General features: G+C 61.1%; 8 protein-coding genes and 5 pseudogenes. 3 read left to right on the top strand and 10 right to left on the bottom strand.

The window, feature by feature from the left end; genetic code table 11:
- Nucleotides 1-10 precede the first annotated feature (10 nt).
- The 3 genes from M5E06_RS31685 to M5E06_RS31675 form a co-directional block, all read right to left on the bottom strand.
- Nucleotides 11-994, bottom strand: a complete 984-nt coding sequence (locus M5E06_RS31685; RefSeq protein WP_252141645.1) for a M23 family metallopeptidase — start codon at nucleotides 992-994, stop codon at nucleotides 11-13.
- Nucleotides 995-1,522: 528 nt separating this feature from the next.
- Nucleotides 1,523-2,728: a recombinase family protein gene (locus M5E06_RS31680; protein WP_252141644.1), complete on the bottom strand. Its 1,206-nt coding sequence runs from the start codon at nucleotides 2,726-2,728 to the stop codon at nucleotides 1,523-1,525.
- Nucleotides 2,725-3,339, bottom strand: coding sequence for a recombinase family protein (locus tag M5E06_RS31675; protein ID WP_252141643.1), 615 nt, complete (start codon nucleotides 3,337-3,339; stop codon nucleotides 2,725-2,727). Before M5E06_RS31675 ends, M5E06_RS31680 begins: the two co-directional genes overlap by 4 nt.
- Before the next feature lie 291 nt (nucleotides 3,340-3,630).
- Here M5E06_RS31675 and M5E06_RS31670 point away from each other — a divergent pair.
- Nucleotides 3,631-4,743 (top strand): annotated as a pseudogene (locus tag M5E06_RS31670) (ISAzo13 family transposase); the annotation flags it as partial.
- On the opposite strand, the gene M5E06_RS35720 reads toward M5E06_RS31670, so the two are convergent.
- The 5 genes and pseudogenes from M5E06_RS35720 to M5E06_RS31645 form a co-directional block, all read right to left on the bottom strand.
- Complete coding sequence (locus M5E06_RS35720) at nucleotides 4,739-5,086, bottom strand: transposase (protein WP_286209078.1); 348 nt, start codon at nucleotides 5,084-5,086, stop codon at nucleotides 4,739-4,741. The pseudogene M5E06_RS31670 and the gene M5E06_RS35720 sit on opposite strands and share 5 nt — an antisense overlap.
- A 105-nt stretch (nucleotides 5,087-5,191) precedes the next feature.
- Entirely contained in the window at nucleotides 5,192-5,920 is a 729-nt protein-coding gene (locus M5E06_RS31660; protein WP_252141642.1) for an FkbM family methyltransferase, read from the bottom strand.
- A gap of 316 nt (nucleotides 5,921-6,236) precedes the next feature.
- A pseudogene (locus M5E06_RS31655) lies at nucleotides 6,237-7,446 on the bottom strand (IS256 family transposase).
- A gap of 133 nt (nucleotides 7,447-7,579) precedes the next feature.
- Nucleotides 7,580-8,155, bottom strand: a complete 576-nt coding sequence (locus M5E06_RS31650) for a hypothetical protein (RefSeq protein ID WP_252141641.1) — start codon at nucleotides 8,153-8,155, stop codon at nucleotides 7,580-7,582.
- 402 nt (nucleotides 8,156-8,557) lie between these two features.
- Nucleotides 8,558-8,704 (bottom strand): annotated as a pseudogene (locus tag M5E06_RS31645) (IS256 family transposase); the annotation flags it as partial.
- A 145-nt stretch (nucleotides 8,705-8,849) separates the two neighbouring features.
- Here M5E06_RS31645 and M5E06_RS31640 point away from each other — a divergent pair.
- Both M5E06_RS31640 and M5E06_RS35960 read left to right on the top strand, forming a co-directional pair.
- Nucleotides 8,850-9,044 (top strand): hypothetical protein, encoded by a 195-nt coding sequence (locus M5E06_RS31640; protein WP_252141640.1) that lies wholly within the window; start codon nucleotides 8,850-8,852, stop codon nucleotides 9,042-9,044.
- Nucleotides 8,995-10,134, top strand: a pseudogene (locus M5E06_RS35960) (recombinase family protein); the annotation flags it as partial. The gene M5E06_RS31640 and the pseudogene M5E06_RS35960, both read left to right, overlap by 50 nt.
- 567 nt (nucleotides 10,135-10,701) lie before the next feature.
- Here the strand turns inward: M5E06_RS35960 and M5E06_RS31625 are convergent.
- Together M5E06_RS31625 and M5E06_RS31620 are read right to left on the bottom strand one after the other, a co-directional pair.
- A pseudogene (locus M5E06_RS31625) lies at nucleotides 10,702-11,766 on the bottom strand (IS256 family transposase); the annotation flags it as partial.
- Nucleotides 11,767-11,971: 205 nt separating this feature from the next.
- Nucleotides 11,972-13,720, bottom strand: coding sequence for an O-linked N-acetylglucosamine transferase family protein (locus tag M5E06_RS31620; protein WP_252141637.1), 1,749 nt, complete (start codon nucleotides 13,718-13,720; stop codon nucleotides 11,972-11,974).
- Between the last annotated feature and the right edge of the window lie 70 nt (nucleotides 13,721-13,790).

The following is a 13,790-nucleotide window of genomic DNA, read 5'->3' as shown; positions in this document are numbered from 1 at the left end:
CGCCCTGGCCTCAGCGGATGTCAATCCGGCGTTCCATCTCCACCACCGGTTTGCCGTCGCGCATCAGGCGGAAGACGCCACGGTAGCTACCCGGCATCCACCCCTCGGCTGGCCGCTTGACCCCGCTGAAGCCGAACCAGGAAACGTTAGGGGCGGTCAGCCGGGTCATCCGCTCGGACAGCACTATGCCCTTGGGCGAGACGATGCGGAACCAGGCCTCGTCGCCGGCCAGGGTGCCAAGCACATCGACCCAATAAGCCAGGGTGTCGGCATCCTGGCCCAGCGTGTCGGCGCGGTTAGCGCCTTTGCGGGTCTTCTCGGGATCAGGCGGAGCCACCGCGAAGCCGGCGCTGAGCCCTCCGCTTTCGTGGTAAGCGAGAGCCTCGGCGGCCGTGGCGCTCCACAGCGGGGTGCGGGCGGTGTGACAATCGGCCGCGATGTTGCCGCTGGCGCCGATGAAGGGGTCGATGATGGTGGAGCCATGCCGCACCTCGAAATGCACGTGCGGGAACATGGTCAGGCCCGACAGGCCGACCAGTGCCAGGGTTTGACCGGCCTCGACCCGCTCGCCCGGCTTCACCGCGACGCTGCCGCGGCGCAGATGGGCATAAATCGTTTGCCAGCCGTCGCCATGGTCGAGGATAACGGTGTTGCCGCCGCCGCGGTTGCGCAGGCTGGCCGGGTCGGCCTCGCGCATGTCGATGTCGTCCATCTCATCACGGGTTGCCCGCACCACCCCGGTGGCGGCGGCGCGCACCGCCACCCCCTGGCGCATGGCCGGATAATCGGGAAGCCGGATGTCGGTGCCGGTGTGCCCGTCGTAGCTCAGCCGGCCGCAGGTGTAGTCGCGGCGGTCGGGGCTGGGATCGTGGTCGACATAATTCTGTACGAAGCAGCGCTCGCCCATCCGGCAATCGATCGGCAACTCCAGCACCGGCGCGTCGCCCAAGGCCGGGGCGGGCAAAGTCAAGATGCCCAGGACGAACAGGGTCATTCCTAGAATAGCGGCTACGGGAGCGGAGTAGCGAAACCGGTAGGGCCGGATTGATAAAACCATTAGAGGAACTCCAGATAGAAAACAGGGGGTATATAATTTGATTAGGACGAGGAAAAGTAACAGGGGAAAAAGGGCGGGAGTTCATGCGTGAGCGGCCCTCTGGCGGATGAGATCGGGCAGGTATTCGATGTGCGAACTGTCGGGCACGCCGAGACGATGGCCAAGGAAACGCCAGAAGACGACGCCGAGCTTGGCACAGGTCTTCATCAGGCTGAGGAGGTCGGAGCGGGTGCCGCCGCTGAGCTTGCGCCGGGTGACGTGGGCGCAGGTGTCGTTTTCCGAGCCGTTCGTGTGCAGGGGGTGATTGCTTCCGTAATGGGCCGTTGGCAGTCAAGCCCCCCGAACACGTCGCGTCGCCGGTTTCATGCTTCCGTCCGTGGTCGGCACATGGCCGCCACACCATGCGATCAGAAAGGACCCCGAGAGCCGATCTCACAGAGCGTGATCCCCGTCCGAGGAGCGAGGTCACCAGCAAACACCCGGCTTCATCGGGCTCCGCGTCCCGGCGACGGGACCTCGGGCGGCTGGGGCGCTGGGCGACCCGGCCGGTAACGGTTGGGTTCTTACGCGGCGGCGGCCTCCTTGCCGAAGCGGAAGTCGGAGCCGTCGACCCACATCCGGTGCAGGACAGTGACGTGTTAGACAATGTGGTAAATGGCGCGGTGGTTCGGCCTCACCGTCCGGCCCGGGCTCAATGCGGAAAATCACTCGTACCGTGGTGTCGTCGACCTCGATACGTTTGACGAGAGTCCGAATGAGATCACGCTGGGTCGCCCAGTCCGCGACCTCTAGCCGATCCCGAACCATGTCCGCAAAGAGGCTCAATTTCCCGATCACCAACTGCAGAGACCGGACCTGCGCGGCGGCGGTTTGCAGTGCGACCGCTTCGGCTTCCAACGTGATGATCCGCTGGCGCAACGCTGTGATCCGGGGCTCGAATTCATCGCGCGCGATGAAGCCTTCGGCGTAGCCGTCGATCAATCGGTCAAGGGCGCAACGGAGCTTGCTGATCTGGCGCTCGGCCATGTCCAGTTCATGCTGCGGCGGGTTGGCCTGCACCGTGGCCAAGCGTCGCTGATATTCCGTGAGGACGTGTGCTGGGTCTTCCAGCAGCCGGCAGACTTCCCGCCAGACCGCGGCTTCGAGGGGCTCGGCCGCGACCAAACGGGCAGTGCCCCGCAACTGCCCGTCGAACCTCGAGCGATCGGTGCCGCAGCACCGGTAATAACGCCACTGGGCCCGGTGATGATGGCCCGTAAAGCTGTAGCCGCACTTCTGGCAAACGAGCAAACCGCTCAGCAAATAGTGGACGCCGGACAACCGTTCACGGTTACGCTGGCGGTTCTCCTCGAGTTGCTCCGCGATCCTGGTGAACAGATCGTGGTTGATGATCGCTGGCACCGGCACGGTGATGTACTGATCCGGGTCCGCCGGGATCTGGCGCCAGGAGCGTTTGGGCAAGTCGTCATGCCCGCGCGGGGGACGGAGCGGCGCCCGCCAGGGAACGCTGCGACGCCGGCCATAGATCGCCTTGCCGGCGTAGGCCGGGTTCAGCAACAGGCTGTGGACCATTGCCCGGCTCCAGTGTGTTTTCCCGCTTGGGCTTTGGACGCCGGCGGCAAACAAGCGGCGGCAGACCGCGCAAGGGTCAGCCGTTCCACGCCGACTCACTCAAAGATCTGGCGCACCACCTTGGCCTTGTCCTCATCAACTTCATAGCGCGCGACGCCCTCACCGGCATCACGGCTGACGTAGTGATAGCCATACGGTGCGCCCGACAGCGTACTGACGGCGCCGGCCTGGGCGCGGTGTCGCTTGCCACGGCGGCTGCGCTCCAGCAATTTGGTTCGCTCGTATTCGGCGAACATCCCCTGCATTTGCAGGAGCAGAGTGTCCTCCGGCGTGTCGGTGATCGGACGATTGAGGAAGACCACCTGGGTTCTGGCCCGGGTGAATTCCTCAATCAGAAGCACTTGATGAGCGTAGCTGCGGGCCAGACGGTCTGGAGCGAGAATGTAGAGGACGTCAATGCCCGACAAGGCGATCAGATCACGCAAGCGCTCCAGGGCGGGCCGGATCAGAGTAGCTCCACTGTAACCATTGTCGACGAACAGGTATTGATCATCGACCACATGGTTGTCTTGTCTGGCGCGGGCGTTCAGCTCGCTCAGCTGACTGTCGATGGTGTGGCGCTCAGCCTGCTGATCGGAGGAGACCCGGGCGTAGATGGCCGCCTGCTGCCGGGCTGCGGGCGGAAGGGATCGTGGGAACGGAGCGGTCATGGCACATCCCCGTAGACGAGGGTTGCGAGGCACGGCGGGCGGCACTGGTGACCAATGGCACCAGGCGCTCGTATGAGTGCTCGAAGGCACCTTGGCTGCCGCGTCCTGGCTCGAAATCGACCTCAAGGGTGACCGTGCGTGGCTTGGTCATCAGCACCCCCATCCTTGAGCGGTCTGGGCGGTCCAGATCAGGATGGAGAATTAAGGAGCCGCGCAGGAATGAGTGAATCGGGTTCGCTGTCAGCGAGATAGAGGATTCTCGTAGTCTGTCGCGGCCGGTATGGTCGCGCGATGATTGACGAAGATGCGATCCGGCGCCGTTTCGAGGCGCTTCGGGACCGATTGGATGAGCGTGGCCGGCGGTTGTTTGCCGCGGCCGAAGTCCGCGCGGCAGGTTATGGCGGCGTGGCCGCCGTGGCGCGGGCAACGGGGCTCGCCCGCAGCACGCTGGGGCGTGGGCTGAAGGAGTTGGATCAGCCGCCGTTGCCCGCCGGCCGGCAGCGGCGTCCCGGCAGTGGCCGGCGGCCTTTGGCGGATCTGCGGCCGACGCTGCTTGCCGACCTGCGGCGCCTGGTCGAGCCGGTCACTTTGGGCGATCCGATGCGCCCGCTGCTCTGGGTCTCGAAGAGCCAAGCCAAGCTGGCGGTGGCGCTGCGCGCGCTGGGGCACACGGTCAGCGCCAGCAGCGTGCGCCCGCTGCTGGCGCAACTCGGCTACAGCCGGCAGGCCAACCGCAAGGCCAACGACGGCGCCCACCATGCCGACCGCGATGCCCAATTCACGCACATCAACGCGCACGTGCTGGCCGCCCAGGCCGCCGGCCAGCCGGTGATCTCTGTGGACACCAAAAAGAAGGAACTGATCGGCAATTTCCGCAATGGCGGCAGCGACTACCGCCCCGCGGGCCGACCACGCCGGGTCAACGTCCACGACTTCGCCGACCAGGAACTCGGCAAAGTCGTTCCGTACGGTGTCTACGATCTCGCCGCCAACACCGGCTGGGTGAGCGTCGGCATCGACCACGACACCGCCCAGTTCGCGGTGAATGCCATTCGCGGCTGGCTGGCGAAGATGGGCCGCGAGCGCTACCCAGCCGCCGAGCGGCTGACGATCACCGCCGACTGCGGCGGCTCCAACGGCGCACGGGTGCGTCTGTGGAAGCTGGAACTGCAGAAGCTGGCCGACGAGACCGGCTTGACCATCCAGGTCAGCCATTATCCGCCGGGCACTTCGAAATGGAACCGCATCGAACATCGCCTGTTCTGCCACATCACGCAGAACTGGCGCGGCCGGCCGCTGACCAGCCGCCTGGCCGTGGTCGAGCTGATCGCCGCGACCACCACGACAACCGGGCTGCGCGTCGAAAGCGCTCTCGACGCCAACACCTATCCCAAGGGCATCAAGGGGTGACCGGTCGTGTCCCGCGACGTGTTCGGAGGCTTGACTGCCAACGGCCCATTACGGAAGCAATCACAAGCGTTTGGTGGGTAGCCTTCCGTCGGCGTCCGTGCAAGGCCACCTTCCACAGGAAGCCGATAATGTCGGCCAGCGAGCGCACAGTGCGCGTCGGATCGCGCGGGTCCTCAATGCAGGCGGCTACCCGATCGGTAAACCGCAGCCGCTTTGCCATTTCCCGCAGCACCAGCAGCCCGCCATCGGAGGACAAGCGGCCACCATCAAAGCGTCCGATCACCGGCTTTCCAGTAACGGGTGACAGGCCGGGCAGCGGCGAGGTATGATCAACCATGGCGGGTGGGCGCTCCGTAAGTGGCAGGGATTGGTTTCAGATTCCAAATCCTACAGCCGCTCAACGGATGCCGCTACACCCGCCAACCCTCATGAATTTTCCCGTCTAAACATTCTTTATCGAAAACACATTTTCCCCAATGAAAACAAAGTCCCTATCAAGGCTAGATATGCACTTCAAAAAAGTTGACGAAGTACCCTTCGAGGGGAAGAGCCAATCATGAAGCTCAATTATAATCAGAGGAAAATCATTAACCCACTCAGTGTTGGCGGAGAACACATCTTTCTCTCCACCTTCGATATCAATCTTAGCAATAAATGGGCGGCAACTCCCTTTTGTTTGCTCAATTATACTGTTGACAGATAGAGATCTTACCTGCCCAACAACTCTCCCAGGAGGAGGGCTTTCGCTTGAGATGGCCTGAAATCCCCATTCTCCTTCGCCAGCATCAATTACTGTCATTTCTCCATCTTTTGACGACAACGCCGCATTCAAACATTTTATATTTAATTTACTTTTCGAGTTCTGCTTAAGTAGATTAAAGTTATTTATTTCTGGCTCCAAAGCAAATACCTGAGAGTTTTTGTACAATTCCGAAAAATACAAGGAGCTAGCTCCAATGTTGGCGCCAGCATCAACTATTAAAGGATTATTACCCGAAGAAACAATAGATTTATATATTTCCACTAATTCTTTTCCACGTCTCAGCTTAAGAAGATCATAAGATTTTTCAGCCCAAATCTGACCAATTACCGAGCGGTCGCTTGTTCCTTCTCGATAGGCCATCTTAAGAAATCTATCCGTACCAACTTGTATGGTGATCTCTTTCATCATTTTCCTACAACTCGATATCATCACAAGGTTCTAACAGAAAAACACATTATCATAAATTATGAAAGTCCTAACCTGGACTTTGACCAATTTCGGGGTGTTCGGATCAGGTGTAGATCCAGAAGTCCGGCTCATTGACGCCATAGCCGAGGGCTTGGTAGAGCGGCACGGTGGCGGCACCGAAGAGTAACTACTTCCCTAATGGGCCATTGAGCGTCAAGCCCCCGAATGCGTCACGTCGCCGGTTTCATGCTTCCGGCCTTCCGGGTCACGTCCGTCAAGGTGGTGGAAATTGGAAGGTGGTCAGGAGCGTCGTCGGTTAGGCCGCCTTTGCTGAGGGGAGCGGTGTGATGGCGGGCTCATCGGCGGCGGCGATCCCGGCCATGGTTTCGAGCGTCAGGTAACGATGCTGGAGCTGCCGGTCATCGTTTTGCTCCAGCAAGATCGCGCCGACGAGCCTTTGAGCGCTTTGTTCGTTCGGGAATATACCAACAACATCAGTGCGGCGTTTGACCTCCTTGTTGAGACGTTCAAGAGGATTGGTTGAGTGTAGTTTGGTGCGGTGCGCCTCGGGATATTCCATGTAGCCGAGCACGTCATGTTCGGCGTCGTCGAGTAGTGCTGCTACCTTGGAAAAGCGTGCCCGCAGCTGATCGGCGACATGGCGCCAGACCTCACCGGCGTTCTTGCGGTCGGACTGCACGAAGACTTGGCGCACAGCGGCCGACACCACGGTTTGCTGGCCCTTGGGCACGTGGCAGAGCAGCGAGCGGAGAAAATGAACACGGCAACGTTGCCAGGTGGCGCTCAGCACCTGGCTGATCGCCGCCTTCAGCCCCTCATGGGCATCAGAGATCACCAGCTTCACGCCTTTCAGGCCACGCCGCACGAGGCCGCGCAGGAACTCAATCCAGAAGATCGCCGCCTCCGGTTGCCCAAGCCCAAGGCCGAGGATCTCGCGCCGCCTGTCCTGATTCACGCCGGTGGCGATTATCGCGGCGATCGCGACGATGCGGCCGCCCTGGCGGACCTTCAGGTAGGTGGCATCCAGCCAGAGGTACGGCCAGTCCCCCTCCAGCGGACGCTCCAGGAAGGACTGCACACGCTCATCAATTTTCCTGGCACAGCGTCGAGACCTGGGACTTGGAGATGCCGGTCATGCCGAGCGCCTGGACGAGGTCGTCGACCTTGCGCGTGGAAACGCCCTGAATCCACGCTTCCTGGATGACGGCGGTGAGCGCCTTCTCGGCGGTTTTGCGCGGCTCCAGGAAAGCCGGGAAGTAGGAGCCCTGGCGCAGCCTGGGGAGCTTCAGGTCCAGCGTGCCGAGCCGGGTGTCGAGCTGGCGCGGGCGCGAGCCGTTGCGGTAGGTGGAGCGCGTGTCGGTGCGTTCATGGCGAGCGGCGCCGAGCAGCCCCTCAACCTCGAAGTCTATCAGCCGATGCAACGTGTGCTCGGCGACAGAGCGCAGGAAGTCGCCGTCCGTGCTCTTCTGGATTTGCTCGATCAGTGCCATTCTGTCGTCGGTCATCGTCGTGTCCTTGGTCGGGGTCGCGTGTTGCAACTTGACCTTACCGAAGATGCGCGATGACCACCTCCTGCCGCCGAACACACCGCCTGCGAGGCGGAGGATCGGGCTGGGGCCGGGCTACGCTGTGTGCGAGCTACGCCCGGCCCCAGCCCGATCCTTCATGGGCGCTTTTTCCACCACGCTCATGGACGTTACCGTTCCTTTTCCGGATCCCGCTCCACCACCAGTGTTGGTCGGTGCCGGCCGTCCGGTAGCAGGCCTCGGCGCTGCAGCCAGGAGCGCACGCTGCCTTCGGTAACCGGGCTGCGGCATGAGCCAGGCCCTCGGCGGCCAGGGTCCTGGCGATGGCCGGTGGGCGCAGGCCCTCGGTGAACAGCGCGGTGGTCCGAGCAAGGAGTTCGTCGTGGCCGGCCAATTGGGTCATGCGCCGCACAGCCCGCCGCAGCCGGTGGCGAGTTCGGCGGCCACCGGCCCAATGGCACTCCACCTCCATGTTTTCGGTTTCGCCCTCCACTGTGGCCACCACCCGGTCCAACATCAGGCGGACGATCTCCTTGCGTTCGGCTGCGGTGGTGCTCGCTGCTTGCCAGATCGCCGGCACGTCGGCGGCGAGCCGTTCGATGGCGGCTCGATCTGCCGCGGTCAATCGCGTCGGCTGGTGAGCCAGGAAGCGGGTATGCTCGGCCGTGAGCTGCGTCTCGGCCTCCAACGCCGCCTCCCAGCGCCGTTCCAGCGAGCAACTGGTTTTCCGGTTCAACCTCGTCATATTGACGTTGTGCCCGTTCGGTCTCGTAGCGGGCTTGCTCCAGCCGCAACTCCCACTGCCGATGCTCCCGGGCGCGTTCGATTTCCACGTCCTCAGCGAGTTGCAAGGCCACATCGACGGCGCCGGGCTGCAGCGCCGCCAGGACCAACTCGGCGAGGAGCATTGCCAGGGTTTCCCCGGCGAAACCCTGGCAATGCTCCTCGCCGAGGTTGATCATCCGCCGCGTGCACTCGTAGCGCAGGGTGTGGCCGTTGTTGCGGTCGGTCGTCACCATGGATCGTGTCCCTGGCCGTGGTGTAGGAGCGGAGAGGCGCTCATGGTCTCCGGGTGGTCTGGCCGGGATTGTCAGGCGGCCACAGCGGGCAGGCTGACGAGGGGATCATCGCCGAGTGGGGCGATGGTTTCCAGCGTCATGTAGCGCGCCCTCTGGACAGCCCATTCGTCGTTCTGTTCCAAGAGGATGGCACCAATGAGGCGCGTAATGACCGCCTCAACAATGTTGCCAAATTAGACTTCGAATGGGCGGTTGCGATTGACCGCAAACGCTTGCGTCCCCGCTACCGAGAGGGATTCGGCCGCCTACCGTTGAACCTTCGTTGGCAGCCCGACCTGAGGGCGCCTGCCGAAGGAGGCGCCAATGACCCGGCGCAGCACACCTGTTCCCTTGACGATCCAGGTGTCGTTCGAGACGACGCGGATCAGCCCCCAGTGTCTGATCGACGCCTACACCCATCTGGTGCCGACGATCACCCGCTGTCGGGTGCGGCACATCCCAAACCAGGATGCCGACGCCGTCGTCGCACCGATCAAACGGAGGGGTGACCATGCCTGAGCCCCGGATTGCCCTGTACGCGCGGGTTTCCAGCGACCAGCAGACCCGTGACAACACGATCGCCAGCCAGCTCGGCGCCTTGCGCGAGCAGATTGCCGCCGCGGGGCTGGCCATCGATCCCGCCGGCGAGTTCATCGATGAGGGCTACAGCGGCACCACGCTCCTGCGCCCGGCTCTGGAACGGCTACGCGATGCCGTAGCGGCCGGCGTAATCGATCAGGTCTACGTCCATGCCCCGGACCGGCTCGCGCGTCGTTACGCCTATCAGGTCCTTCTCATCGAGGAGTTCCGCCGGGCCGGTGCCGAGATCGTCTTCGTCAACCATCCCATCGGCTCCAGTGCCGAAGACGACCTCCTGCTCCAGGTCCAGGGGATGATCGCCGAGTACGAGCGCGCCAAGATCCTGGAACGTAGCCGACGCGGCCGTCGGCACGCCGCTCGCACCGGGCAGGTCAGCGCCTTGGGCAAAGCCCCGTTCGGCTATCGCTACATCACCAAAGACGAAGGCGGTGGAGTGGCGCGTGTCGAGGTGATTGCCGACGAAGCCCGCTGGGTACGCCTGATGTTTGCCTGGATCGGCCTGGATCGCCTGAGCCTGCGTGAGGTTTGCCGCCGGTTGCACGACGCCGGGGTGCCGACCCGCACCGGCAAGGCTCGTTGGGACCCCACGACAATTGCCCTGATGCTGCGCAACACCACCTACATCGGGCAAGCAATGTTCGGCCGCTCGCATTCGGTCCAGGCGGCGCCCCGCCTACGGCCACTGCGTGGGCTCCCGAACCCGCCGCGCCATCCCAACACGCGCGTTCCCGCACCGCGCGAGGAGTGGATCGAAATTCCGATGCCGGCCTTGGTGGATCCCGCGGTGTTCGAGGCGGCGCAGACGCAACTCGATGAAAACCGTCGCTGGCGCCGGGAACGCCGCCGGCGGCCAGGGTGGTTGTTGCAGGGGCTGGTGGTCTGCCGACAGTGCGGGTACGCGTTCTACGGCAAGATGGCGCGTGGCACGGTCGGTGGCCGGCAACCCGCCGACTACGGCTACTATCGTTGCCCAGGGACCGATGCACACCGCTTCGCCGGGCTGGCTGTCTGTCACAATCGTTCCGTGCGCAGCGACCGTCTTGAACGGGCCGTGTGGGATGAAATCCGGGCCGCCCTCGAAGACCCGCAGCGTCTGGCCCACGAATATGAACGGCGTCTCGCTGAGGGGAGGGATCGCCCGCGTGGCGCCAACACCCTTGCTGGGTTCGACCATCAGATCACCAGCCTGCGCCGCGGCATCGCCCGGCTCATCGACGGCTACGCCGAAGGGATCATCGACCGCGCCGAATTCGAACCACGCATTACCGGCATGAAGCAGCGTTTGTCGCGTTTGGAAGAAGAGCGGCGCAGAGCCGCCGAGGACGCCGAGGTGGAGAGCAACTTGGCGCTGATCATTGGTCACCTTGAGGATTTCGCCAACAAGGTTCACCAGAGCTTGGATGAGTTGGACTGGAACGGCACGCGCGAAATCATTCGCGCCATGGTTCGCCGGATCGAGATCGATGGCGATCACGTCAACGTCGTCTTCCGCATACCGCCGTCATCGGAGAGTGCCACAAGCCCTTTCGACGGAACGTGCCCCGAGGGTGATAATTGGCAACATTGTCGAGGCCGTCACCGCGCCTTCCCCAGGGAAGATGCCGACAACCTCGGTGCGTCGCTTGATCTCGCCGTTGAGACGTTCAATCGGGTTGGTCGAGTGGAGCTTGGCCCGATGCTCCCTGGGAAAGGTCATGTAGGCCAGGACGTCTTCTTCCGCTTCATCCATCAGGTTGGCCAGCTTCGGCAGCTTGGCCCGAACCTGATCGGCCACTTGCCGCCATTGCGTGCGTGCGGATGCCGCATCATCCTGCGCGAAGGCGGTGGCAATGAAGGCGGCGACGACGCGCCGGCCGCTCTTGCCGGCATGGGCAAGCGCGGTCCTGGAGAAATGCACCCGGCACCTTTGCCACGTCGCCTGGAAGACGCGGGTGACCGCCGCCTTGATGCCGCCATGGGCGTCGGAGATCACCAGCTTGACGCCGCTCAGCCCCCGGCGTTTCAGCTTGCGCAGGAACTCGATCCAGAAGGTCTCGGCCTCCGACGGACCGATGTCCATGCCCAGGACCTCGCGGCGGCCGTCGGTGTTGACCGCCACCGCGATGGTGACGGCCACCGAGACGATGCGCCCGTTCTGGCGGACCTTCACGTAGGTGGCGTCCAGCCACAGGTAGGGCCAATCGCCTTCGATGGGACGGCCAAGAAAGGTCTTCACCCGTTCGTCGATCTCCTCGCACAGCCGGCTGACCTGGCTCTTGGAGATGCCCGACATCCCCATGGCCTGGACCAGATCGTCGACCGAGCGGGTCGAGATGCCCTGGATGTAGGCCTCCTGGATCACCGCGGTGAGCGCCTTCTCGGCCATCCGCCGCGGCTCCAAAAAGCCGGGGAAGTAAGACCCCTTGCGCAGCTTGGGAATGCGCAACTCAACAGTGCCGGCGCGGGTCTCCCAGTCGCGATCCCGGTAGCCGTTACGCTGGACGAGCCGCTCGGCAGACCGCTCGCCATGACCGGCCCCGGTCAGGCCCTGCACCTCCAGTTCCATCAGCCGTTCGGCGGCGAAGCCGATCATCTCACGCAGAACATCGGCATCCGCGCCCTTCTCAAGCATCGCGCGAAGCGCCATCATCTCGTCGGTCATCGTGGTCACCCTCGGTCGAGGTTGTGTTGTGGTGACCAGACTCTACCGAAGAACCACGATGACCGCCCGCTGTGGATAACCGGCCCGCCTACGCCAGCCATGGGAGGGCGCTGCGGCGGGCCGGTTCCCCACAGCTCCTACACCACCCCGTGGGGCACGACCTCGGGGGTTTGACGCACAACGGCCCATTACGGAAGCGGTTACCTTATTTTGGCGTAGGTCCTAAGCACTGCTCATTTCCTTCAATCACCCTTAAGAGTAGATTGCTAATCTGACGACTGTAATTTTGAGAGTCCAAAAAGCGCGGAGGCTTTTGCATAGCTCGGAGGATTTTTTCTCGCATGGCGAACCGAAAATCTGGATCGTTTCCAAGCCGAGAGGCCAGTTCCACATACTCGCTGCGGCTGCACGTGGAAAGCTCGGGAAGTTCGAGATCTATCAGCATGGCGGCTCCTTGCTGATTTCGCATGGTTTTCCCACATTTGGCAACGACGGGTATACCCAGTTCCAAAGGATCCACATTGGAATTTGCTCCCGAATAAGGGAATGAATCCAGGTACACGTCGGCATTTTTCAAAACTTCTTTGACGCCAAGCCGGTTCTTTATCCCTCGCATCAGTCGTATGCGGCCATCCGGAACACCACGCTGGCGCATCGATTCCTTAAGTGCAGAGAGAAAACGTTCTATTGGATAGCTGTTAGTCCACGCCGGTCCAAATGGATACAAAAGAAGTATAGAGTTCGAAACTCTGGACAAAACCTCCGCCCAACAATCCCGCAGTTCCGCAGTAATCTTGAACATGTTAGCGCCAGACGCAAAAACAATGGCATCCTTGGGGATTTTCATGGCATCGCGACTATAAAACTCTCCAGGTGAGAGCGGTGTAGCATTGTATTCAAAACAGAATCCGGTGCCGTCGAGCAACTCTAGCTTCTCGTTGTAATAATTTCTGTAATCGCCATATTCGGTTAGATTCCCAGATACATAAAGGTCCATATGGCGCAGGCCAGTTGTCACAGGCGAAGAAAAATTGGTTAGTTGTACCCGAGCCAATCGGTGACATGCCATTGCTGCAATGGAGTTTGTTACCGCCGAAACATTTGTCGAAAAAATAAGAGCATCTAGGTCCAGGTCCCGTATCTTCTGGACGTTTTCTGCCAAATTTCCTGTACAAAGAACAAAGTGGTCTGATGCGCCTTGACAATATTGTTCAATATCTGACCCGGTTCTATTGAGAGCAATAAGAAAAATTTCAAACCGGTTGCGATCGAGATCTTTGAAAAAGGGTATGGTCGTGAAAGTTTCTGTCTGAGGTTGGAATCTGGCTGCGAGCACTCCGATCCGTATACGGATACTTGGATTCCTCTTTTCGAATACGTGGTCGATCTTGGCACCCTTCGAGCGCAGATGCTTTTCGAGAAGAATGCCCCGGGCCTTGTATATCTCCAAAAGATTCCCTTCATTAAAATAAACAGGGATGTAGTTGGCCTTCAGAAAATAGTTTTCTAGAACTATTCCTGCTGATGGATGCTGATCATTCTCTGTCACAAAATCGAGAACAGATTTCACTAAACCTTCTGCGTATAGTGAATACTTTTCCGCGTCGCCATATTTCAAAAATATGGACGGCGTTTCTAGCAAATAGCTGAATATGTCCGCTATGGTCGGAGTGGGAAGTAATGAAAAATCCGGTGTGAGTGGCAGCTCGTAAGGTTTTCTGTACAAAAGAGCGCCCAGGTAAGCCCGTAGGCCTCGCAAATAACCTGAATGGATCCGCATCTCCTCAAAGAGTGAGCGCAGGAAATCCTCGTCTCCGGCATCCTGGTCCAGGTCTTGGTGCTGGCTACGGACAAGGCTTATATAATTTTTGTAAAAAGTCTTTTCGGGTGAAAGCCTAGAAAACTCGCTGTCCGTCATAAGGAGGAGCGACATCGCTACATCGCGTCGTTGCATAAGGCTGTTTTCCGTATTCACCGCAGAAGCTTTCGTATTACGTGTCTATGTTGAGCCAAAGTTTGGAGCA

It is taken from the genome of Azospirillum sp. A1-3, assembly GCF_023806445.1.
Lineage (GTDB): Bacteria > Pseudomonadota > Alphaproteobacteria > Azospirillales > Azospirillaceae > Azospirillum.
Note: the sequence above shows the minus strand (reverse complement) of the source record. Positions and strands in the feature narration are given on the sequence as shown.

Bases quoted from the DNA above. Each gene is read 5' to 3' on its own strand.
- M5E06_RS31685 (WP_252141645.1), bottom strand. From the start codon at position 994: ATGACCCTGTTCGTCCTGGGCATCTTGACTTTGCCCGCCCCGGCCTTG.
- M5E06_RS31675 (WP_252141643.1), bottom strand. From the start codon at position 3,339: ATGACCGCTCCGTTCCCACGATCCCTTCCGCCCGCAGCCCGGCAGCAG.
- M5E06_RS35720 (WP_286209078.1), bottom strand. From the start codon at position 5,086: ATGGTTGATCATACCTCGCCGCTGCCCGGCCTGTCACCCGTTACTGGA.
- M5E06_RS31660 (WP_252141642.1), bottom strand. From the start codon at position 5,920: ATGATGAAAGAGATCACCATACAAGTTGGTACGGATAGATTTCTTAAG.
- M5E06_RS31640 (WP_252141640.1), top strand. From the start codon at position 8,850: ATGACCCGGCGCAGCACACCTGTTCCCTTGACGATCCAGGTGTCGTTC.
- M5E06_RS31620 (WP_252141637.1), bottom strand. From the start codon at position 13,720: ATGCAACGACGCGATGTAGCGATGTCGCTCCTCCTTATGACGGACAGC.